Source organism: Agrobacterium sp. B1(2019) (assembly GCF_008274755.1).
Taxonomy (GTDB): domain Bacteria; phylum Pseudomonadota; class Alphaproteobacteria; order Rhizobiales; family Rhizobiaceae; genus Agrobacterium; species Agrobacterium salinitolerans.
This window is the reverse complement of the sequence record NZ_VTPB01000003.1, coordinates 773,890-795,308: the sequence shown is the minus strand read 5'-3', so window position 1 is coordinate 795,308 and position 21,419 is coordinate 773,890. Positions and strand designations below refer to the sequence as shown.

Sequence of the window (21,419 nt, the reverse complement as noted above, 5' to 3'; positions counted from 1 at the left end):
CAGGTATTTGGAAGGGATCAAAACCATGGGTGAAATCACGCTGAACCGCAGGAAGATCATGCTGACAGCCGCGTCGGCGGTGACGGGACTGATCTTGCCGGCCGGCACGGCGCTTGCGCAGGCTGCACCCGCCGCATCGACCCCAGCCTGGGGTGGAAATGCCGGCCATTACCGCTTTCGCGTCGGCGACATCGCGGCGACCGTGTTGAGCGACGGGCTGATCGGCGGCCCTCCGCGGGTCTATGCCAGCGATGCGCCGGAGGCGGAACTGCAGGAGGTCCTGAGGCACGCCTTCCTGCCGGCCGACCGCCTGACGCTGAACCTCAACACGCTTCTTATCGAGACGAACGGCAGGCGGGTCCTCCTCGAAGCCGGAGCCGGGCAGACCATGGGCCCACAAAGCGGCCGCATCTTCGAGAACCTCGCCGCCATCGGTTTGACGCCCGAGGACATCGACGTCGTGGTCGTCTCGCACACGCACCCGGACCATGTCGGCAACCTTCGAACCGCCGACGGCGGCAAGGCATTCCCGCGGGCGACCGTCTATGCGCCCCGTGCCGATTGGGACTTCTTCGTCCGCAACGATCCGGACCTTTCCTACATGCCGGTGCCCGAGGATTTCCGCCGCAATTTCGCAGCCGCCATCAAGCGGAGCGTCGAGCCCGTCAGCAGCGGGATCGAACTGTACGAAGCCGGCGCGGAGATCGTCCCTGGGCTGACCACGCTTCCGGCATCCGGCCACACCCCCGGCATGGCGAACTTCCTTGTTCAATCCGGGAACGATCAGCTCCTCTTGACGGCCGATCTCGCCTACCACCCGATCGTCAATGTCGACCGGCCCTGGGTGCCCGGGCCGGACCGCGACAGGGACACCGCCCTCGCCTCCCGCCGCCGCATCTTCGATATGGCGGCGGCAGACCGGCTCCTGGTTCTCGGCTTCCACTATCCGTTCCCGGGCCTTGGCCGAATGCTCAAGACCGACGCCGGCTACGCCTGGGTCCCGGTCAACTGGCAGTTCTGATCCGGTGAACCACGGAGGCCCTGCAATGACGACATCAAGGCGCGCACTTCTTTCGGGTTTTCTCGCCATGCCGCTCGTGCCGCTTTCCGGAGCGATCGCCTTCGGACAGGAGGCGCCGTCGCTGCCGCTGACGCGCGCCTGCGCCGATGGAGATGAACCGACGCCCGCCCGTGAGGCCGGTCCGTTCTTCAAGCCGAATTCACCGTTGAAACAGGATCTCTATCCGGATGCGCCGGGCGGCGAGCGCATCACCATCGCCGGCTATGTCCTCGATGATCGCTGCCGCCCAACGCCGCGTAGCCTCGTTGAAATTTGGCAAGCCGACGAAAACGGCGAGTACGATCGTCAAGGCTTCCGCCTGCGGGGGCATCAGTTCGCCGACGAGCAGGGACGCTGGTGGTTCAACACCGTCGTGCCGGCGCTCTATCCGGGGCGCACGCGACACTTCCATTTCAAAGTTCAACGGCCGGGCGGAGATGTTCTGACGACGCAGATCTTCTTTCCGGGCGAGCCGGGCAATGCGCGCGATCGGATCTTCGATGAAACGCTGCTCATGACGATCAGCCCCGCGGGCGACGGTCAGTTCGCACGCTTCGACTTCGTGGTCTGAGCCAATGGGTCATGATGGAAGGTCGCTCGTTGCCGGCTCCTTTCACGGGTCGGAGCGGTCATCGTATGTGGCTTGGCGCCAGTGAACTAGCCGGCGGGCGCGGCAATGGAGCGTCACCTGACACCGTCAACCACGAGCAAATACTACTCGGAGGGAGATAATCCATGAGTGAACACGACCCATCGCCCCATGCCCGAAGCCACGACCTGTCGATCAATCGACGCGACGTGATGCTGGTCGGCGTGGCTATGACCGGCGTCACGCTCGTCGGGTTTGGCGAGACGACAGCCGCGACGCCGTCAGCACCGGTTGCCCGGCCCGAAATGAACCTGACGATCCATTTTCAGGTCAACGGGCGACCAATCGAAATGTCGGTCGATCCGCGCGCCTCGCTGCTCGACGTGTTGCGTGAGCAACTCGACCTGACTGGAGCGAAGAAGGGCTGCGACCATGGTCAGTGTGGGGCTTGCACCGTGCATGTCGATGGTCGCCGCGTGGCGTCCTGCCTGACGCTCGCCACGAAGATGGAGGGGCGCGCAGCGCTGACGATCGAAGGGTTAACGCCGGCGGACGGACCGCTTCATCCGATGCAGCAGGCGTTCATTGATCACGATGCACTCCAATGCGGCTACTGCACGCCTGGGCAGATCATGGCTGCGGTCGCCTGCGTGCAGGAGGGCCATGCGTCCAGCGAAGCTGAGATCAGGGAATACATGAGCGGCAACATCTGCCGATGCGGAGCCTATGTCGGCATCGTCGCGGCGATTCGAGACGCCGCTGTGACTATGGGAGGCTGAGCAATGCGACCGTTCACCTATGCGCGCCCCACATCCATCGACGGGATCCACGCGGTTCAATCAGCGACCGGAGCCCGCATTCTCGCCGGCGGTACGACACTTTACGATCTGATGAAGCTCGGCATCGAAACGCCAGGCCACCTCGTCGACGTAACCAGTATCGCCGGCCTCGACGAGATACGCTCCCATCAAGACGAGCTGATCTTCGGTGCCTTGGTCACCATGAGCGATGCGTCCGCCCATCCGGCGGTGCTCCAGCGGGCGCCGGTGCTTGCAGAGTCGCTCTCGAAAGCAGCCTCCCAGCAATTGCGCAACATGGCAACACTCGCAGGTAACCTGCTTCAAAGGACCCGTTGCGCCTATTTCCGGAACGGTCCCGAATATCCCTGCAACAAACGAATGCCTGGAAGCGGGTGTGCTGCGCTCGACGGTTTGGACCGCGGCCATGCTTTGTTCGGTGGCAGTAGATCCTGTATCGCGGTCTATCCCGGAGACTGGGCGGTTGCTCTGGCCGCCCTCGACGCCACGGTGGATGTCCACGGTTCGCGTGGAATGCGCACCCTTGAGGTCGCCAATCTTCACCGCCTTCCAGGCGACACGCCGCATCTCGAGACGGTGCTCGAGCCGGACGAGATGATCTTGAACATCCGCGTTCCAGTCGGGCGGCTGGGGCAAGCCTCGACCTACCACAAGATACGTGACCGAGAATCCTACGCCTTCGCTCTGGTCTCGGCGGCCGTAGCGCTGGAGCTGGATGACGGCATGGTGAGGCAGGCACGCATCGCTCTCGGAGGTGTCGCGACCCGGCCGTGGCGCGTGCCGGCGGCCGAGGCTGCGCTGGCTGGACAGCGCCTCGACCGCGCTGCCGCCCTGGAGGCCGGACGAGTGGCATTCGCCGATGCTCGCCCCGGCCTGCATAACGGTTTCAAGGTTGCGCTGGGCACTGCGGCCGTCGCCGACGCATTGATGATCGCCGCGGAGAGGAGCCCGAGCCGATGAACCAGACCATCTATCCCGATCGCGCGCGGGTCGATGCCCGCGACAAGGTGCGCGGCGTCACACGGTTTGCCGCCGATATGCCGATGCAACGCGTCGCCCACGCCATGACCGTGCCCTCGCGGATCGTGCGCGGACGCCTTGCCGCTGTCGATATCGATGCGGCGCGGGCTGTCGATGGCGTCCTCGCGGTTCTCACCTGGCGCGACTTTAAGGGCGTGAAATCCGCTGGCTACCTCATGGGCGGTGGCTTCGGCTTTCAGAGCCACCAGCCGATGCTGTCTGATCGCCTCGTCCATCGCGGCGAGCCGATTGCGCTTGTGGTGGCAGAAACCTTGGAGATCGCGATCGAGGCCGCGGCGCTGGTCGAGGCCAGCTACGAGGAGGAGCAGTTCGCAGCGCTTCTCGGCGATACGCGCGCGGAAGTCCTCGCTCCGCAACCCGGTCATGACATGGGGGATGCGCAGGCAGTGCTTGCTTCCGCGACCTTCCGTGTAGACGCTGAGTATCTGTCCCCGGCGCAGTTCCAGAACCCGATGGAGATGATCGCGACCGTCGCGGAATGGCGCGACGGAACGTTGACTATACATGAGGGAACACAGAACTCCGGCGCACTCAAATTCGGCATGGCGGCGGCTCTCGGCCTCGATCCCGCGCGCGTGCGAGTGGAGAGCGCCTATCTCGGCGGTGGTTTCGGCCAGAAGAACTCCCTTCAAGGGCAGACGGTGCTGGCCGCGCGCGCCGCCATGCTGCTCGGCCGGCCGGTGAAGCTCGTCATGCCGCGGGCACAGCTCTTTCACACCGCAAGCTTTCGTCCCGCCAGCCGCCACAGGATCCGGCTGGGCGCGGATGCCGATGGACGGATCGTGGCGGCAAGTTATGACGCCGATATGCAGAACAGCCGGCCGGACACGTTCCGAGCGAGCTTCAGCGAGATCACCGCACGGCTCTACGCCATCCCGAACTACACGAGCACTGCGCGGCTCGTGCGCACTGACGTGCAGTCGCCGGGTTACATGCGTGCGCCGTTCGAGCATCCCGCTGCCTTCGCTTTCGAGAGCGCTGTGGACGAGCTGGCCTATGCAGCTGGCCGCGACCCTCTGGCCTTTCGTCTCGCCAATGACGCGGAGACGGATCCCGTCACGGGGCATCCCTTCTCGTCACGCTTCCTCGCCGAATGCCTCAGGGACGGCGCGGAACGCTTCGGCTGGTCTCGGCGCGACCCGGCGCCTGGGTCGATGCGCGCTGCCGACGGCACGCTGATCGGTTGGGGGGTCGCCGCTGGCGCGTACAAGGCTGCCATGGCCCCGGCGATCGCGCGCCTTCGGGTCAGAGCAGACGGAACGACCCGGATTTCCCTCAGTGGCCATGAGATGGGGCAGGGCATTCGGACCGCCATCTTCGCGGCGGTGACCGATGGATTAGCCATCGATCCGGCGCGCGTCGAGATCGTCATCGGTGACCCGGACGCCGCGCCCCAGCATGTCACCGCGGGCTCCTGGGGGACGGCTAGCTCGGTTCCGGTCGTTCGAAGGGCTGTGCAGGCGATGCAGGCTCGCTTTGAGGAATTCAGGGACGGAAGGCCCATTCGCGGCACCATCCACGAGATGCTCGCTCGTTGGCGACGGCCCTACATTGAGGTCGAGTCCCGCCTGCAGGCACCCGGCCAGCCCGACACCGTGTTCGATCGGCTTCAGCGGGGCCTGCCCGCAGCCGCCGGCCCGGAGTACGAGCCCTTCGTGAGCTTCAGCTACATCGCACACTTCGTCGAGGTGCGTGTCGAGCCGACGACGCGGCATGTCCGCGTGCCGCGTATCGTGAGCGTCGTCGATTGCGGCCGTATCGTGAGCCCGCGCACAGCGGAAAGCCAGGTTCGCGGCGGAGTCGTTTGGGGCATCGGCGCGGCGCTGCGCGAGACAGCCGAGATCGATCCGCGGTTCGGCGGCGTGCTGAACAACGACTTTGCTGAATACGTCGTGCCGGTGAACGCCGATATCGGCGCGATTGAGGTGGGCTTCATCGATCGACCGGACCCGCTGCTTAACGAGGCTGGCGTGAAAGGGCTCGGCGAGGTTGCCATGGTGGGCGTCGCCGCGGCGATCGGCAACGCGATCTTCCATGCCACGGGGCGGCGGCTTCGGGAACTGCCGATCCGCGTCGAACATCTTTTCTAGGGGGCCGATCGCCCAGCCCGCGGCGCGCCGAGATCCGTGCATGAGCTTACAAAGAGGAGACTATTGCATGAGCGAACAGCAGGTTTCTGGTTTCAGCCGGCGCGGCTTCATCGGTGCTTTAGGCACGGGAGCCACCATACTGGCTACAACACCTTTCTTTTCCGGTGAGGTCCATGCCCAAGGCCAATCGAGCGCGCCGGCGGCGGCCTCCACGACATCTGCACGAACACGAACGATTCCGAGAACGGAGCAGACCCTCACCACACTCGGCCTCGGCACCTTCCTGACCTTCGACGCCCGCCCCGGCGACGACCGCAGGAATCTCGGCGAGGTCTTTCGGCGCTACGTCGCGGGCGGTGGCCGGGTCATCGACACGTCGCCCCTCTACGGATCGGCGGAAGTCTCCGTTGGCGCGTTCCTGGCGGGCACACCGGGGGCATCCGAGATTTTCGTCGCCAACAAGATCTGGTCGACCGGCGAATATCTCGGCGACGAAAGCCATGCCCTGGCAAGTTTCGAGCAGTCGAGGCTGCGCATCTGGCGCGACACGATCGAACTCATGCAGTGCCACAGCATCGTCAACGCACCGGTAATCCTGCCCCTCATGCAAGCCTGGAAGAAGGAAGGCCGCATTCGCTATGTCGGCGTGACCCACCATGAAACCGGCGCGCAGGATCAGCTCGCCGAACTCGTCGAGCGTGGCGGTGTCGATTTCATCCAGACGAACTACTCGATCTTCAACCGCAGCGCCGAGCACCGCCTGCTGCCGGCCGCAGCCGACCGCGGGGTCGGCGTCCTCATCAACCTTCCGCTCGAAAAGGCGCGCCTGATGAAGGTGGTGGAAGGTCGCCCGCTGCCGGACTTCGCGCGGGAATTCGAAGCCGCGACCTGGGCGCAGTTCTTCCTCAAGTGGGTCATGGCGCATCCGGCGGTCACGACAGTGCTGTGTGGCACCTCGAACCCGGAGCATGCCGAGGACAATGTCCAAGCCATGTACGGGCCCTTGCCGGACGAGGCGATGCGCCGGCGCATGGTGCAGCATATGGAGACGATCCCGGGTTTCGCCGATATCGGACGAATGCCCTGGTATCCCGACAAGGACGCCCAGTATCAAGGACTGATCCGAGCAGCACAAGCGACAGCTCGTGCTCGTATCGGCCGATGAATGTCCGTTCGAAAGCAGACGATCTTACGAACTCCATATGTGATCTTCACGGACAGGACCACGGCCTCGGCAGCACCCTCCTCAACGGTATCCGTGCCGGTAAATGCTGTGAGCCTCGTCCCTGGTATAGCCGGGGAAAACGGCGTGGACGCTGCTACCGTCGGCCTCGAGCTCGATCACCATGGCGAGCGTCAGCGCGTTGAGCACCGTCTTCGAGGCCGCGTCGCTGGCGTCTAAGAGCGGTCGTAACGGGGAACCGGCATCAGAACTCAGCATCAGCGATCCGGCGCGTCTGGAGATGTTGACGATGCGGGCGTTCGGGGTGTCACGCAGGATCGGCACCATCGCCTGGCAGATGGCGAGTACACCGAACACGTTTGTGTCCTAGACAGTGCGCATCTCGTCGAGTGCGACCACGCTCGGACGCTTCGCCTGCTCAAGCTCCTCGGCTGTTTGCGTGCTATGGCAGTCAGATCCTTGGCGATCTGGAGGCCGATTCCCAGATTGGCGGATAACGAGGGCGACGGGGATCGCCCCCGGGCGATCCGATCGGGCGGTCCTGCCGCGCGACCAGAAGGCCTTGCAAGACACATACTGAATGCTACGTTTAGCGTGTGTCATCATCATGCCATTTCCGAATTTCGCTCCCAAACGTGGTCTATGGTCAGATCACGTTCGATCCGGTTGAGCGACCTCCTGAAACGTGATCTAAGCGTCGGCATCGATGTGACAAACACACCGTCAAAACCGTCTAAAAGAAGTATATTCCGAATCTTCCATCATCTTGGCAAAGGCTTGTCGCGTCGGATATCGTATCAGAGCTGCCGCATCCCAAGGCAACCCTTCCGCCACGAGTGCTGGTAGGCGATCGCTCAGGTACACTATCTCCGCTCCATGTCGAGCCATTAACGAGGCAGCCATCGGCAAAAACCCCGAACAGCGAGTGAGACCGTCTTCCGGCACGACCAGAAGGGGATGAAGTATAGCAACCGGTCGGCCATCGTCCTCCTGTAGGAAGCGTTCGAGCTTCTCGGAAATGAGGGTTAGCTTCTCGTCCTCAGGACTCAAAACAGAATAGTACACCATTTGCGATCTGAAACGGCTAAAGATTGTCATCGCTTTTATGTCAGGATGGCGGCAAAAGCGATAATCCGCGTCGCTGGATCATTGCCGCATTCCATCACTCTGCAGCCGCCATCGACGAATCCCCGGCACTGGGACTTTCGATGATCTGCAAGGCTTCCAGCAGCGATCGCCCGAACCTGAGGAATTTGTTTGCCGCAGACCTGATTTCCTTAAGGTTCTCATCCTTGGATTCAATCTTTCTGCCGTCTCTCACGAGGCGTTCGCCCATGCTGTCCAGGAAATCCCACACGTAGTTGGTCAAGGCGGCAGCGCCGACTTTACCCTCGCTCGAGGCGAGGACGAATAGCTGCGTCATGTGCGTGAGCCCGATCCCCCCTCCGGTCACCGGCGATACCATGTGATGCAGATCCATGCTCACAAGTGCCTGTTGCAGGATGTGCCGGTTCAGCGCCCTGCATTGCTCCTTGACCTTGTCCGAAGGGATCTGGGCCGGGGCCGCGAAACCAGCCCCCGTTAAGATGGTCAGATAATCCACGACATCCTGCGGCTTGAGCTTTCGCAGCTTGTCGTGTTTTAGGAGTTCTTTGACACGTTTTGGCCTGTAGTCATCGTCGGACAGGGCCTCGAGGATCAAGTCGTATTTCTCCGGAGGCAGCTCCACTTCTCCCCTGCCACACGAGATTTTTTTAGGAATGTCAATCGACGGCGTCGTCAGCACGAAGGTCAGCGCATGCCACGCATCGCGATGTTCCCGACCTGGAAGCATTTGGGGGCCTTTGACGAAGATGTCGGTGCGAAAGCGTCGGTTCACCAGATAGTCGCGGACTGTCTCGCGCATGATCGGATGGCCGATCTGCGAAACGAATTTAATTCCCTTTTCGTTGAGCTGGAACGCATCGATGCCATCGAGCAGGCGTGCAGATCCGACGTATGTAAGCTTGGCGTCATCCAGACTGCGGACCATGTCGGAAAAGTGCTCGAGATGCCAATCCGCATTCATGTACTCATGAGCGAGATAGTTACGTCCCTGTTTTGTCAATTGATCAAGGTGATGTGTGGCGAAAGGGTTGTCCCGAAAATAGAACGAACCGGCCTTTGCGATCTCTTCTGCAAACTGTACCGCGCCTTCGATCATCTCGATCGGCCTCGACATCTTGCCGCCGCCATAATCCTGGTAGAGCGACATCAGCTGGCGGATCGGTACGACTGGAGCCCAGCCCGGGAGGCAATTATAGCTTATATAGGCAATCCCGCCGGGACGAAGTTTCCGCCGGATGATGTCCGTTACGACCTTCCGGTTTTCCTCCGATATCCAGCTCCAGACGCCGTGAAGCGCTATGACATCGAAGTCGGGGAGATCCTTCCGGCTGGCAAAATCCTCGAAGGAATCATCGTACAGGTGAATGTCGGCTCGGGACGCATCGGCTAGTTTGCGAGCCTCGACGGTATGCGCTGGATTGAAGTCCGTACCCCAGTAGGTCCCGGAAGATGCCGCGGCGAGCATATTGATCGTAACACCCTGCCCGAAGCCTAGCTCCAGATAGGACGGCGCATCGGGCAATTGCGGCTCTATGGCGTTGCATAGGCATGCCAGACGCAACATGGCCGGATTCATTTCCGGATAATATCCACGGGTGTAGTTGAGGTCAGTAAAGTAGCCGTACGACCATGCCATCAGCAAATCTCCAAGTCACGTTCAAGGCTTGCGCCTGCGGTCCTTTGTTGTTGGATTGCAAGGAAAGAAGCGACGCGGGCGGACACCCTATGCGACAGGCCGGAAACTGATCGTTGACACGTTCCATTCCCGTGAAGGAAACGGTAATGACCCTGACGCCATACAGCGAACCAAATCGACCATCCGGAAGAGATTGGTTGACAGTCACCGGATTGAACTCCCTTTCCGTTCGGTTCGGCTGCAACAGCGCGATGTGATGCCTCGACTCGCCGTGCCGAATGACGATTTGCCGGATTCCGCGGGGGCAGCAGCCATCGCATCGCAGCCAGATGGGTGAGACGGCGAAGGCCCGGTCTTGCCCCTTGGTGACGACTTACTCGAACGTCACGTCGGCCAGGCCCAGGGACGTCTCCCAGTGGCGAGCCGCCACGGCGCTAGCCAGGACCGGCTTGGGAGGTTTCTCCTCGGTCGGATAGCCGCGCGTCCCGCCCATCTTGTCGGGCTCTTGCCTTTGCCGTTAAGCCAGACTTGGAGCAGTGCTCGTCTCGACGCACCCGCTTTCACCTTCATCGCTAGGATGCCCGCGGCGGGGCAAACCTCCATGCCCGAACCCGCAAAAAACTTGCCAGATCCTACTTTTTGCGGCTGGCGAGGGCATCAGAACTACCTGACTTGACATTTGTTTGGTGCCTTACATATTTGTAAGGTGGCTAGCAAGGTTGGAGGCATGCGTCGTGGTTGAGGAGCAAGATATAAATCGCGACCTTATCGGGGCCTGGACAAAGCGGTGCTACTTCGCGGGCCGGGCGGTCATGGACTCTGTCCTGCGTCCTTATGATCTCGGCTCCGTGCAGTGGTACGTGCTCTACCAGCTCGCAACAGCCGGGCCGACCATGCAGCGTGATCTCGTGCGGTTGCTTACGATCGAACGCGCGACAATGACCGGCATCGTCGCAACGCTCGTGCGCAAGGGCCTCGTCGAGCAAGAGCCTGACCGGGTTGATCAGCGCCAGAAGCTTCTGCGCATCACCGCCACCGGCGCGAAGCTGTGGCGCGAGCTGCCCGATCTCAGCTTCATTCGCTCAGTCGCGTTCGACGGCATCGACGCCGCCGAAATCGCGGCCACGGTCCGGGTTCTTCAGACCGCAACGGTGCGTCTCGAAAACCTGCTGCAGAAAGGAACAGCTTCATGACAGTCTTGGTGAGTGGTGCAACGGGGCTCGTCGGAGCCCGCCTTCTTCCGCGCCTTGTCGGGGCGAGGGTGAACTGCCGTGCCCTGATGCGCGGCGGGAAAGAGGCGCCCGCCGGCGTGAGCGCGGTGGAGGCGGACCTTCTCGATCCTGCTTCGCTCATGCAAGCGGTGGAGGGCGTATCAGCGATCATCCATCTCGCTGCGGTTTTTCGAACGCCCGACACCGACCTGATCTGGAAGAGCAACCTCGAGGGCACGTGCAACTTCATCGCCGCGGCAAAGGCGCGTGCGCCCGAGGCGCGTTTCATCATGGCGAGCACGTCCAATGTCTATGACGCCGACAGCTCGCGCCCTGGCCGCGAGGACGATACGGCCAACCCGCAACAAGCCTATCCGGCCAGCAAGCTCGCCGCCGAGAACGCGCTGCGCGAAAGCGGGCTGAACTGGTCGATCCAGCGGTTCGGCTTCGTTTATGGCGACAAGGACGGGCATCTCGAAGAGTTGCCTCGACTGGTCGCCAGTTTCAAAATGCATCCTGCCCAAAGAATGAGCATGGTTCATCATCGCGACATCGCCACCGCCATGGGCCTGGCCCTGACCGGCACGATGGATGGGCGCATCGTCAACATCGCCGATGAGGCGCCGACCTCGATCTACGAGCTCGTCGCCTTGGTCGGCGGAACAATGGAACCGTCTTCGGCGCCGCTCGGCAATCCCTGGCGCCTCCACATGGATGCCTCGCTTGCGCGCCGCCTCGGCTTCCAGCCGGTCGTGAGAACCGTCTATCAGGCCGCGCAGGAAAACCTGATGTGATTGCGCGCCCGGCCGGCAGCTTACGGCCGAAGGCGCATCCACCCCTCTCTCAATGCATTTCTTCGCGGCATATCAAGAAGGCCGCTCCGAGCCGAACGGGCAAGGAGCGACCTGCTGCAACATGAGTCTAGGCAGTTCGAGCCTTGCGGCTGGCGTACTGGCTATACATGCGCTGGTGGTTCAGGGCGTCCTGCTTTGGCGCGACGCCGAACATCCGGGAGTATTCACGGCTGAACTGCGACGCGCTTTCGTAGCCGACCTTGTAGGCGGCTTCCTCGACGCTTGCAGCTTCCGCCACCATCAGGCGACGCGATTCGAGAAGGCGCAATTGCTTCTGGAACTGAAGCGGCGTCACCGAGGTGAGCTGCTTGAAGTGCTGATGGAACGATGACGGACTCATGCGCGCCACCTCGGCCATCTGCTCCACTCGCAGCGTCTGGGTGAAGTTGGCGCGCAGGAAATAGATCGCCTTGGCGATCCGCATGAAATTCGATTCCGCCGAGGCCAGACTGCAGAGTTCGGCGCCATGCGGGCCGGTCAGAAGCCAGTAGCAGATCTCGCGCATGACTGATGGATAGAGGATCGGGATCGCCTTCGGCGTCTGCGACATCCGGATCAGCCGCAGCACGCATTCCGCCAAAGGCTCGTCGACCTTCCCGACGAACACGCACGGACCGGGCGTGGCAGGCGGGACGGGGGGCGTCTCCAACTGCTCCAGCACGTCGCGCAACATCGCAACGTCGAGATCTATGGTGACGCCGATATAGGGCACCTGCGGACTTGCATCGACGACCCGCCCGCTGGCCGGCATCTCCATGCTGACGACCAGGCATTCCATGGCGCCATAACGAAGCGTCTCTTCGCCGAAGAGAATTTCTTTTGCGCCCTGGGCCACGACGCAGAGCGATGGACGATAGATCTGCCGCATCGGCATCCGCTGCTGATAGGAACGGATGATGTTGACGCTCTCGATCGGGGTCGGAAACAGACCCTCACCGCCGCCCTGGCTTTCGATGTATGCGGTGATCCCGCCAAGAAGCGATGACGACACGCGAACCTCCGGTTGGTTTCGAGGCCAGCGCAGCACTCGCCCTTCAGCCGGCAGCATATGGTCGCTTGTAGGAATAGGCAAGTTTATTGAGGTATCCGGCATTCTGGTCATGGGAGACTTCCTCTAGCTTGGTGATGCCAATCACAGCCAAGGAAGCACCGAACATGACAGAAACGGCCGCTTCGTCAATAGATAAGCAAGCTGATCTGCCCACCATATCTAGCGCGAGCGGCGACGAATATGTTGAGGGTCGGCGCGTCATAATGCTGCTTGCCACGCTATTTCTTGTCAGCGCCACGTCCCAGATCGACCGGATGCTTCCCTTCGTCCTGGCCGAGTCAATCAAGGAAGACCTCGATCTGAGCGATACCGAGGTGGGCTTGCTCACCGGCATCGCCTTTGCGGTCTGCTACACGCTGCTGTCGATGCCGCTCGCCCGCGCCGCCGATCGAGGATCGCCCCGGTTCGTCCTCGTCCTATGCATCATGCTCTGGAGCGCGATGACATTACTCGGCGGTCTCGCCATGAGTTTCCTGTTCCTCGCCTTTACACGCTTCGGCGTCGCGTTTGGCGAGGCCGGCGGGACGCCTTCCAGCCATGCGATCATCGCCCGGAAAATCCCGCCCGCGCATCGCGGGCTGGCGCTCGGCATCTTCTCGATGGGCATTCCGCTCGGCACCATGGTGGGTTTCGCCGTTGGCGGCGCGATCGGCGATACGCTGGGCTGGCGTACAGCGCTGGTCTGCGCCGGCGCCATGGGCGTGCTGATCGGTCTGCTGGCGCTCGTCGTCGTCGGCCCGACCCCGCCGCTCAGGCGCACGGCCGCCAACGGTGCGCCTTTCGTGCGATCGAGCCTGCAGCTGCTTTCGTCTCCGGCGTTCCTTTGGCTGTTCATCGGCTCGGTCGCACTCGGCTTCGCCGCGGCGCCGTTCTACGCTTTCGCGGTTCCTTTCCTGATCCGCACTCACGACTACAGCGCCAGCGAGGCCGGATTGGCGTTCGGACTGCTGCAGGGTGCGATGGGGATTTGCGGAACGCTGATCGGCGGGCGCCTGTTCGACCGTGCCGTTCGCGCCGGCACCGGCCGGGTCCTCGGACCACCCGCTATCCTCTTCATGATCGCAAGTCTGACGACGACCGCAGCGTTGTTCGCGCCGGTCGGATGGCTTTCCATTCTCCTGTTCGTCCCCGGCATGCTGTCCTTCGCGTTTCTGCTGCCCTGGTGTTTCGGCGCCGCCCACCTGGTGGCAGGCAGGGGCAAGGAGGCGATGGCGACGAGCCTCGCGATGATCGGCTCCGGCCTTCTGGGGCCAGCCCTCGGTCCGCTCATTGTGGGCATGATCAGCGATGCGGCGACGCTTGCGCAGGTTCCTAACGGCCTGGGGCTCGGTCTGCTGACCGTCCCGGTCGCAAGCATCCTGACCGGCATCGCCATGCTGGTCGCAAATCAGCATATTGCTGTGGCCCTTCGAAACACTGACGTCTGTTAACCAGCCAAGATTCTATCACTCGGAAAGATTGCTAAAATGACAAACACACGGGGGGAGAATGGGCCCGTCAAAATCAAAGCATCAGGATTGTCGCGCCGTTCGTTTATTCGATACAGTGCGGCGGGAGCTGGTGTCGCGTTCGTGGGAGGCGGCATCGCCGTCATGGCAAACAGGCCACCCTTGTCCCCGCGTCAGCAGGGATTGCCGAGAATCCCCGATTGGACGGCAGCCGACATCCCCTCCCTGCGAGGGCGCTCGGCGCTCGTCACGGGCGGCAACGGCTATCCCGTGGGCGACCGAAGTGGCTTAGGCTTTCATGACGCCCTTCAACTCGCACGCGCCGGGGCGGACGTAACCATCGCCTCCCGGAACCAGGAACGGGGCGAGGAAGCCGTCCGACGCATCAAGGCCACCGCCCCCGGCGCTTCGATCCGTTTCGAGACGCTCGATCTTTCGGACCTCGCATCGGTTGCCAACTTTGCAGAGAGGATGCGCGCTTCGCGAGGAAGTCTGGACATCCTTGTCAATAATGCGGGTGTCATGGGGCGAAAAAACCGCGAAGTAGGTGCCAACGGGTTCGAGCGGGTTTTCGCCACGAACACGCTTGGTCATTTTGCGTTGACCGCTCGGCTGCTGCCGCTGCTTCGCGAAAGCAATTCCCCGCGCGTCGTCTGGGTTTCCAGCAGCCGTTCGTTCATGGGCGCAATCAACTTCGCTGATCTGCAACTGGTTCAGGACTACGACTATGGGGCAGCTTACGATAACAGCAAGCTCGCCATCCTCCTGGTCGCCTTTGAGATGCAGAGGCGCAGCGCGGCGGAAGGCTGGCGTATATCGTCCATAGCTGCCCATCCCGGTATCGCCCGCACCAACCTGGTCCCGGACGGCCCCGGCTTGGACAGCCTGGAGGGGCGCAACCATAGATACATGCCCTTCCTGTTCCAGCCGCCCGCTCAAGGCGCTCTACCAACCCTGTATGCGGCAACGTGGCCGCAGGCAGCGGCTGGCGGATACTACGGTCCAAACGGGTTTCTGGGGCTGGGCGGCTTACCCGGCTGGGCTGGGATTCCTGAAAAAGCCGACGACCAGCAAGTTGCGGCGAAGCTGTGGGCCACACTTGAGCAGCTTGGCGACGTGACATTCGGGCCGATGGGCTGATGTACAAAAATCTCGCCTAACTTTTTATTCATTGGGAGGTTGCCTGCCCCCGGCAATCTCCGGGCCACCGGATGTAAACCGTGAAGCACGGTCGCGTTCGGTGGCCATTACGACCCCAGAGGTGGAAAAGCCGATGCGTATTTTTCTTCCGATCCTGCTAGCGAGTGAAGTAGTTCTTCCGGCCTCCGTCGCCTATGCGCAGGAAGCGCCTTCGGACGGATCACCCCAAGGCATGTTCGCGATCGGCGCGAGGGTCATGCCCGACATCCCGTGGTCGCGGCGACAGCGAACCCGGCTAGCGCCAGCGCATCGTCCAGATTTGCGCTGAAAACGCCAAGAAGGCGAGGATCGACAGTGGCGATGCAGCCCACGAGCATCGCGATACCCGAGATGGGCAATGCCGAGATATCCGGCTAGAGACCAGGGATTATTACGATCATCCGAACGAGAGGTAACGTCTCGATCCATTGAAACGCTTCACTCAGTCGCATCCGTCTACCTCGCCGTCCGGCAACCGCAAACCAGGTGCTGGGTAAAAGACAGGCAATTGCGAAGAGCAACGATGGTAATCTGATCCCCGACGCGTAATATGTCAGCGAGATCGTAGTACAGGCGCACTGGAGAAAGCTCGACCTCCGCACGTGTCCTGAGCGCCTCGAAATACTCCTCCGGCCCGCCTTGTTCCATCGAGGGGAGTTCTTTGGCCTCTCCTCTGGCCATGAAGAGGGATAAAGCGGACTATACGCCGCCGCAGTTACGGTTACATGTAAAATGATCGGCGCAGAAGCGTCGTATCTACCCGCGAGGCCATAATGCGCGGACACGATCCCCGTGAGCGCCAAGAAGCCAAACACTTCCAAGCGTACTGCGAGCCCTATTTAAGTATGAATGCTGCCTTCCATTTGCGATCGTGAGCACGGTTATGCCGTTGATGCTACAGCGCCCATTCTCCGCGCTCCATTGTGCTATCATCCTTAATATCCTCGCAATCGTCCGGAAGCCGATCGATCCGTGCTGTCGCTCCAGCGGTCGTCCGAATTTGAGACCTAGCTGCCGAACCCCTGATTCTTGGCTGCGGAGTTCTTCGAAGGAGTCGTCGAACAGACGGAGGTCCGCAGAGTACCGGCTTAAGCTTCCGTCCTGGGACGCCCTTCCTTCAAATGGTCGGTCACGCCAAACTGGCCGATTGACGTTGGTTTAGTGCCTTGCATCGCAGCCAGGTAGGTAGGTAGCTAGCTAAATAGAGCGGGGCGGAAAGGCGGCGTCGCTTCGGCGGGCCGAAGATATGAGCGACGTCGCGCTGTGACGATACACGGATGCGGCCTCCCACATCACCGTGCAGAGCATCGTGCTTACTCTCCTGGCGTCCGGAGTGGATGCGACGCAGCTGCCGTCTGCTCCTCCTCGCCCTTTCTCCTGGTTCGGAACAGCTTGAGCACAATAACGAAGAAGACTGGCACGAAGATGATTGCAAAGAGCGTACCGCTCATCACTCCGCCGAGCACACCCGTCCCGATCGCGTTCTGCCCGCCCGACCCTGCACCACTGGCAACGACGAGCGGCACGACGCCGAGACCGAAGGCGAGCGAGGTCATGATGATTGGCCTCAGGCGTTGGCGAGCGGCCTCCAGCGCCGCCTCGACCAGGCTTTGCCCGCGATCGAAGCCGTCCTTGGCAAATTCGACGATCAAGATGGCATTCTTTGCGGCGAGGCCAACGGTGGTAAGCAGGCCGACTTGGAAATAAACATCGTTCGACAGCCCGCGGCCGAGCATAGCCGCCACCGCGCCCAGGATGCCAAGCGGCACTATGAGCATCACAGCCGGCGGGATCGACCAGCTTTCGTAGAGCGCCGCCAGGCAAAGGAAGACGATCAGCAACGATAGCGCATAGAGCGCAGGAGCCTGGGCTCCCGACAGCCGCTCCTCGTAGGAGATGCCGCTCCAGTCGAAGCCAAAGCTGGCCGGGAGCTGCGCGGCAAGCCGCTCCATCTCGGCCATCGCCTGGCCGCTAGTATATCCGGGTGCCGCGGCGCCGGCAATCTCCACCGAGGCGACGCCGTTGAACCGCTCGAGCCGCGGGGAACCGTAAGCCCATTCGGCATGGCCGAAGGCGGAGAAGGGCACCATTTGCCCGCTCGCGTTGCGAACAAACCAGCGGTCGAGGTCACCCGGAAGCATGCGTGCGGAGGCATCGCCCTGCATGTAGACGCGCTTCACCCGGCCACGATCCATGAAGTCATTCACATAGGTCGCTCCCCAGGCGGTGGAGAGCGTGCTGTTGATGTCGGACACAGACAGACCGAGTGCGCTGGCGCGTTCCCAGTCGATCATCAGGCGGAACTGGGCTTCATCGTTCTGCCCGTTCGGCCGCACGCCCGCGAGAACTGGGCTTTGCGCCGCTAGGCCCAGAAGCTGGGCGCGGGCGCCCATGAGGGCCTCGTGTCCGAGGCCGCCGCGGTCGAGGAGCTGAAAGTTGAAACCCGTGGCATTGCCCAGCTCGGTGATCGCGGGTGGTGCAAAGGCGAAGACCATCGCGTCGGGGTAGTTGGCAAAGCGGGCCATGATACGTCGCGTCAACGCCTGCACGCTGTTTTGAGCGCCGGGGCGGTCCGACCAGTTGCGCAGGCTGAGGAATGCCATGCCGGCGCTCTGACCTCGGCCGGTGAAGCTGAACCCATTGATGGCGAACGTGGAGGCGACGACGCCGCTCTCCTCCTCGCGAATATAGCGGGAAATTTCATCCAGCGTGCGTTGCGTGCGCGCTGTGGTCGCCCCGGGGGGCGAGACGACCTGAACGTACGCGGTCCCCTGATCCTCGTCAGGCAGGAAGGCGCTCGGCAAGCGCACGAACATTACCGCGAGTATGACCAACAGGGCCGCGAACAACATCATCATCCGCAGCGGCCGCCTGAGAGCGTACCGGACGCCGCTTGCATAGCCACGAGTGGCCCGGTCGAAGCCACGGTTGAACCAGCCGAAGAAGCCCCGCTGGCTCTGGCCTGGCTTGTGCGGCTTCAGGATGGTGGCACAAAGCGCCGGGGTGAAGACAATCGCGACGAGCACCGACAGGCCCATGGCGGTCGCGACAGTGATGGAGAACTGGCGGTAAATGACGCCGGTGGAGCCGCCGAAGAAGGCCATGGGCAGGAATACCGCAGACAGCACGAGGCCTATGCCGACCAGCGCCCCGGTGATTTGGTCCATAGACTTACGGGTGGCCTCGATCGGTGAGAGATGCTCCTCGGCCATCACACGCTCGACATTCTCGACCACCACGATGGCGTCATCGACCAGGAGGCCGATCGCCAGCACCATCCCGAACATCGTTAGCGTGTTGATGCTGAAGCCTGACACTTGCAGCACCGCAAAGGTGCCGAGCAGCACCACCGGCACCGCGATGGTTGGAATCAACGTCGCCCGGAAATTTTGTAGAAAGAGGAGCATCACCAGGAAGACTAGCACGACCGCCTCGATCAGCGTATGGATCACGCTCTCGATCGATAGGCGCACGAACGGCGTCGTATCCAGAGGGTAGACGGCTTCGAGACCGGCAGGAAAGGAGGGCCGTAGGCGCGCGATCGTCGCGCGAACTGCGGCTGCGGCGTCAAGTGCATTCGCACCGCTCGCCAGCCTGATGCCGATCCCAGCCGCCGGCTGTCCGTTAAAATAGCTAAGGGTTGTATAGTTCTCGCTGCCGATCTCAACTCGTGCCACGTCGTGCAGCCGTACCTGAGAGCCGTCGGGCTGTACACGCAGCAGGATGGCGCCGAATTCCTCAGGCGTTTCAAGGTAGGACGGACCGACGACAGTCGCGTTCATCTGTTGGTCCGGAACTGCCGGTTCCGCGCCGAGTTCGCCGCTGGCGACCTGCACGTTTTGGGCCCGGATTGCAGCCGACACATCGGAAGGTGTCATGCCGAAGTTCGTCAGCTTAGCTGGGTCGAGCCAGATGCGCATTGCGTACTGGGAACCGAACACCTGAAAGTCGCCGACGCCCGCGGTACGGCTCAACGGATCCTGCAGGGAGGAGACAATGAAATCCGAGATGTCGGTCCGGTCCATGCTTCCATCGGTCGACACCAGACCGACGACCAACAGGAAGTTGCCAGCTGACTTTGCGACGCGAATACCCTGCTGCTGCACGATCTGCGGCAGGCGGGGCATAGCCAGCGACAGCTTGTTCTGCACCTGAACCTGCGCCGTGTCCGGATTGGTGCCTTGCGCGAAGGTCAATGTGATGGTGGCGCTGCCATCCTTGCTGCTGTTGGCAGTGAAGTAGAGCAGGTTGTCGATCCCATTGAGCTGCTGCTCGATGACCTGGACCACCGTATCCTGCACCGTCTCGGCGGAGGCGCCGGGATAGCTCACATTGATCGAGATCGCCGGTGGGGCGATTGCCGGATACTGGGAGACCGGTAGCGTGCGCAGCGACAAAACACCGAACAGCACGATCGCAATTGCGATCACCCAGGCGAAGACCGGGCGATCGATGAAAAAACGGGCCATGGAAGTCGACCTCTCAGCCTCCGGCGCGCGGGCGTGCGGCCTGGGTTGGGTTATCGTTTCGCTCGTTGAGCGCCTGCATTGTCGTCTCCGTCGCTTTGACAGTGCCGCCCGGACGCACCCGCTGGACGCCTTCCACGATGACGCGTTCACCCTGCTGGATACCGTCGGTGACGAGCCAGTTGGTTCCTATGGCGCGCACGGTCGTGAGGATACGGGCTTCCACCACGCCCTGCGCGTTCACGACAAAGGCCGAAGCCTCTCCGCGCGGGGTGCGCGTGACGGCCTGCTGGGGCACCAATAGAGCCCGGTCGGCAACCCCTTCCTCGACCCGGGCGCGGACGAACATGCCGGGCATCAGCGTCCCCTCGGGGTTGGGGAAGATGGCGCGCAACGTGATCGAGCCGGTGCCCCGATCGACGATGACCTCGGAGAACTGCAGTTGGCCGGGACGAGGATATTCGGAGCCGTCCTCTAGAATCAGCCGGGCCGGCGCCTGGTCGGCTGTGTCGCGCCGTAACGCACCGCTCGCGATCGCCCGCTGCTGTTGCAGCAGGCGCGCGCTCGGCTGCGTCAGATCGACATAGATCGGATCCAGCCGAGTGATGGTGAGCAGTGCTGCGGTCTGGTTGGCGGTGACGAGCGCCCCGGCGGTCACCGAGGAGCGGCCGGTACGACCGTCGATGGGTGATAGGACGCGTGTATAGGCCAAGTTGATCCTCGCGGCCTCGACCGAGGCCTCGGCCGAGAGCACATCCGCATTCGCCTGGCGCAGCGTCGCTTCCGCGGTTTCCAGATCCCGCTGGCTCATAACCCTGGTGCCGGTGAGGATCCTGGCGCGATGGGCATTGCTTTCGGCCAGGCTGACCGACGCTTCGGCACGAGCCAGAGCAGCCTCTGCGCTGTTGAGACTCGCTTGATAGGGGGCAGGATCAATCTGATAGAGCTGGTGGCCCGCCTTAATCTCCTGACCTTCGGTGAACATCCGCTTCTGGATCAAGCCGCCGATCTGCGGCCGGATTTCGGCACTCTGAAAAGCGGATGTTCGCCCTGGCATTTCGGCAACGATCGGCACCTCGTCGCGGCGAATAGCAACGACCGTGACTGAGGGCGGTGGTGGGACAGTCACTGTCTGAGATTGCGCGTTCCGCGGATCGTCGCAAGCCGAAAGTGTCAGCAATCCTGCAAGGGCGACACAAGCGCCTATGTGCGCAATCATACCGGTCATCAGGCCATTCTGTGTTGACTGCAATTCAGACATGAAGGCTCCGTGGTCCACTGCGACCAGCAAACGAGTTCGACGAGCATGGTGCTACCTCCCGGATCTATTGTACGTTCGCTATCGAAAGGCGTGCCGGTGCCTGCGCGATAGTTTCTTCAAGGCAGTTGCACGCCACCTCACAGCACGCAGTGCGGTACGATGGCCTGACCGAGAAGGGCGTACCCGCGTTTTTTTGATGTGAGCGGGCGATCGAGGTCAGAGGTTCGCGCCAACCACGATGTCAAAGGCCCCCGATAGCTCCAGAGGTAAACCAGCAAGGAGCGCGATCTCCATTCCAATCTACCTGCGCTCATTGCGACGTGACGCTAACCACTTGCGGCTCGATGACGAATGCCAAAAAGCACAAATTCTCTGCCTAATCCTGCAATTGACTAGAGATTGCTGGTTCAGTCAGTTCAAGGGAT

The 21,419-nt window shown here is 62.1% G+C and carries 16 protein-coding genes; 10 read left to right on the top strand and 6 right to left on the bottom strand.

The features are described 5' to 3' along the window. Positions 1–58 precede the first annotated feature (58 nt). From AGR1_RS23970 to AGR1_RS23945, 6 genes are all read left to right on the top strand, one after another. The gene (locus tag AGR1_RS23970; RefSeq protein WP_149148544.1) at positions 59–1,021 is read left to right on the top strand and encodes an MBL fold metallo-hydrolase; all 963 of its coding nucleotides are present in this window, start codon (positions 59–61) and stop codon (positions 1,019–1,021) included. Positions 1,022–1,046: 25 nt separating this feature from the next. Next, positions 1,047–1,631: an intradiol ring-cleavage dioxygenase gene (locus AGR1_RS23965; protein ID WP_149148475.1), complete on the top strand. Its 585-nt coding sequence runs from the start codon at positions 1,047–1,049 to the stop codon at positions 1,629–1,631. A 164-nt stretch (positions 1,632–1,795) separates the two neighbouring features. Then, entirely contained in the window at positions 1,796–2,428 is a 633-nt protein-coding gene (locus tag AGR1_RS23960; protein ID WP_246669716.1) for a (2Fe-2S)-binding protein, read from the top strand. 3 nt (positions 2,429–2,431) lie between these two features. Then, entirely contained in the window at positions 2,432–3,427 is a 996-nt protein-coding gene (locus AGR1_RS23955) for a xanthine dehydrogenase family protein subunit M (protein ID WP_149148474.1), read from the top strand. Then, positions 3,424–5,598, top strand: coding sequence for a xanthine dehydrogenase family protein molybdopterin-binding subunit (locus tag AGR1_RS23950; protein WP_149148473.1), 2,175 nt, complete (start codon positions 3,424–3,426; stop codon positions 5,596–5,598). Before AGR1_RS23955 ends, AGR1_RS23950 begins: the two co-directional genes overlap by 4 nt. A 67-nt stretch (positions 5,599–5,665) precedes the next feature. Then, a complete protein-coding gene (locus AGR1_RS23945; RefSeq protein ID WP_149148472.1) occupies positions 5,666–6,763 on the top strand; it encodes an aldo/keto reductase in 1,098 nt (365 codons plus the stop codon). Between the two features lie 81 nt (positions 6,764–6,844). Here AGR1_RS23945 and AGR1_RS23940 read toward each other — a convergent pair whose 3' ends face one another. The 3 genes from AGR1_RS23940 to AGR1_RS23930 form a co-directional block, all read right to left on the bottom strand. Next, complete coding sequence (locus tag AGR1_RS23940) at positions 6,845–7,138, bottom strand: hypothetical protein (protein ID WP_149148471.1); 294 nt, start codon at positions 7,136–7,138, stop codon at positions 6,845–6,847. A gap of 366 nt (positions 7,139–7,504) precedes the next feature. Next, entirely contained in the window at positions 7,505–7,879 is a 375-nt protein-coding gene (locus AGR1_RS29970) for a hypothetical protein (RefSeq protein ID WP_246669715.1), read from the bottom strand. A 64-nt stretch (positions 7,880–7,943) separates the two neighbouring features. Next, complete coding sequence (locus AGR1_RS23930) at positions 7,944–9,524, bottom strand: methyltransferase regulatory domain-containing protein (RefSeq protein WP_149148470.1); 1,581 nt, start codon at positions 9,522–9,524, stop codon at positions 7,944–7,946. A gap of 812 nt (positions 9,525–10,336) precedes the next feature. On the opposite strand from AGR1_RS23930, the gene AGR1_RS23920 reads away from it, so the two are divergent. Next, entirely contained in the window at positions 10,337–10,717 is a 381-nt protein-coding gene (locus tag AGR1_RS23920) for a MarR family transcriptional regulator (protein ID WP_246669714.1), read from the top strand. Between the two features lie 8 nt (positions 10,718–10,725). Next, entirely contained in the window at positions 10,726–11,529 is an 804-nt protein-coding gene (locus tag AGR1_RS23915) for an NAD(P)-dependent oxidoreductase (RefSeq protein WP_246669713.1), read from the top strand. A 127-nt stretch (positions 11,530–11,656) separates the two neighbouring features. Here the strand turns inward: AGR1_RS23915 and AGR1_RS23910 are convergent, their stop codons facing one another. Continuing rightward, a complete protein-coding gene (locus tag AGR1_RS23910) occupies positions 11,657–12,580 on the bottom strand; it encodes an AraC family transcriptional regulator (RefSeq protein WP_187772269.1) in 924 nt (307 codons plus the stop codon). Positions 12,581–12,744: 164 nt separating this feature from the next. On the opposite strand from AGR1_RS23910, the gene AGR1_RS23905 reads away from it, so the two are divergent. After that, positions 12,745–14,070 carry an MFS transporter gene (locus tag AGR1_RS23905; RefSeq protein ID WP_149148467.1) on the top strand — a complete coding sequence of 442 codons (1,326 nt, stop codon included), beginning with the start codon at positions 12,745–12,747 and terminating at the stop codon, positions 14,068–14,070. A gap of 36 nt (positions 14,071–14,106) precedes the next feature. Continuing rightward, on the top strand, positions 14,107–15,228 hold the full coding sequence (locus AGR1_RS23900) for an SDR family oxidoreductase (protein ID WP_149148466.1): 1,122 nt from the start codon (positions 14,107–14,109) through the stop codon (positions 15,226–15,228). 1,352 nt (positions 15,229–16,580) lie between these two features. On the opposite strand, the gene AGR1_RS23885 is transcribed toward AGR1_RS23900, so the two are convergent. Further along, positions 16,581–19,736, bottom strand: coding sequence for an efflux RND transporter permease subunit (locus AGR1_RS23885; protein ID WP_149148465.1), 3,156 nt, complete (start codon positions 19,734–19,736; stop codon positions 16,581–16,583). 13 nt (positions 19,737–19,749) lie between these two features. Further along, positions 19,750–20,994 carry an efflux RND transporter periplasmic adaptor subunit gene (locus AGR1_RS23880; protein ID WP_149148464.1) on the bottom strand — a complete coding sequence of 415 codons (1,245 nt, stop codon included), beginning with the start codon at positions 20,992–20,994 and terminating at the stop codon, positions 19,750–19,752. Positions 20,995–21,419 lie beyond the last annotated feature (425 nt).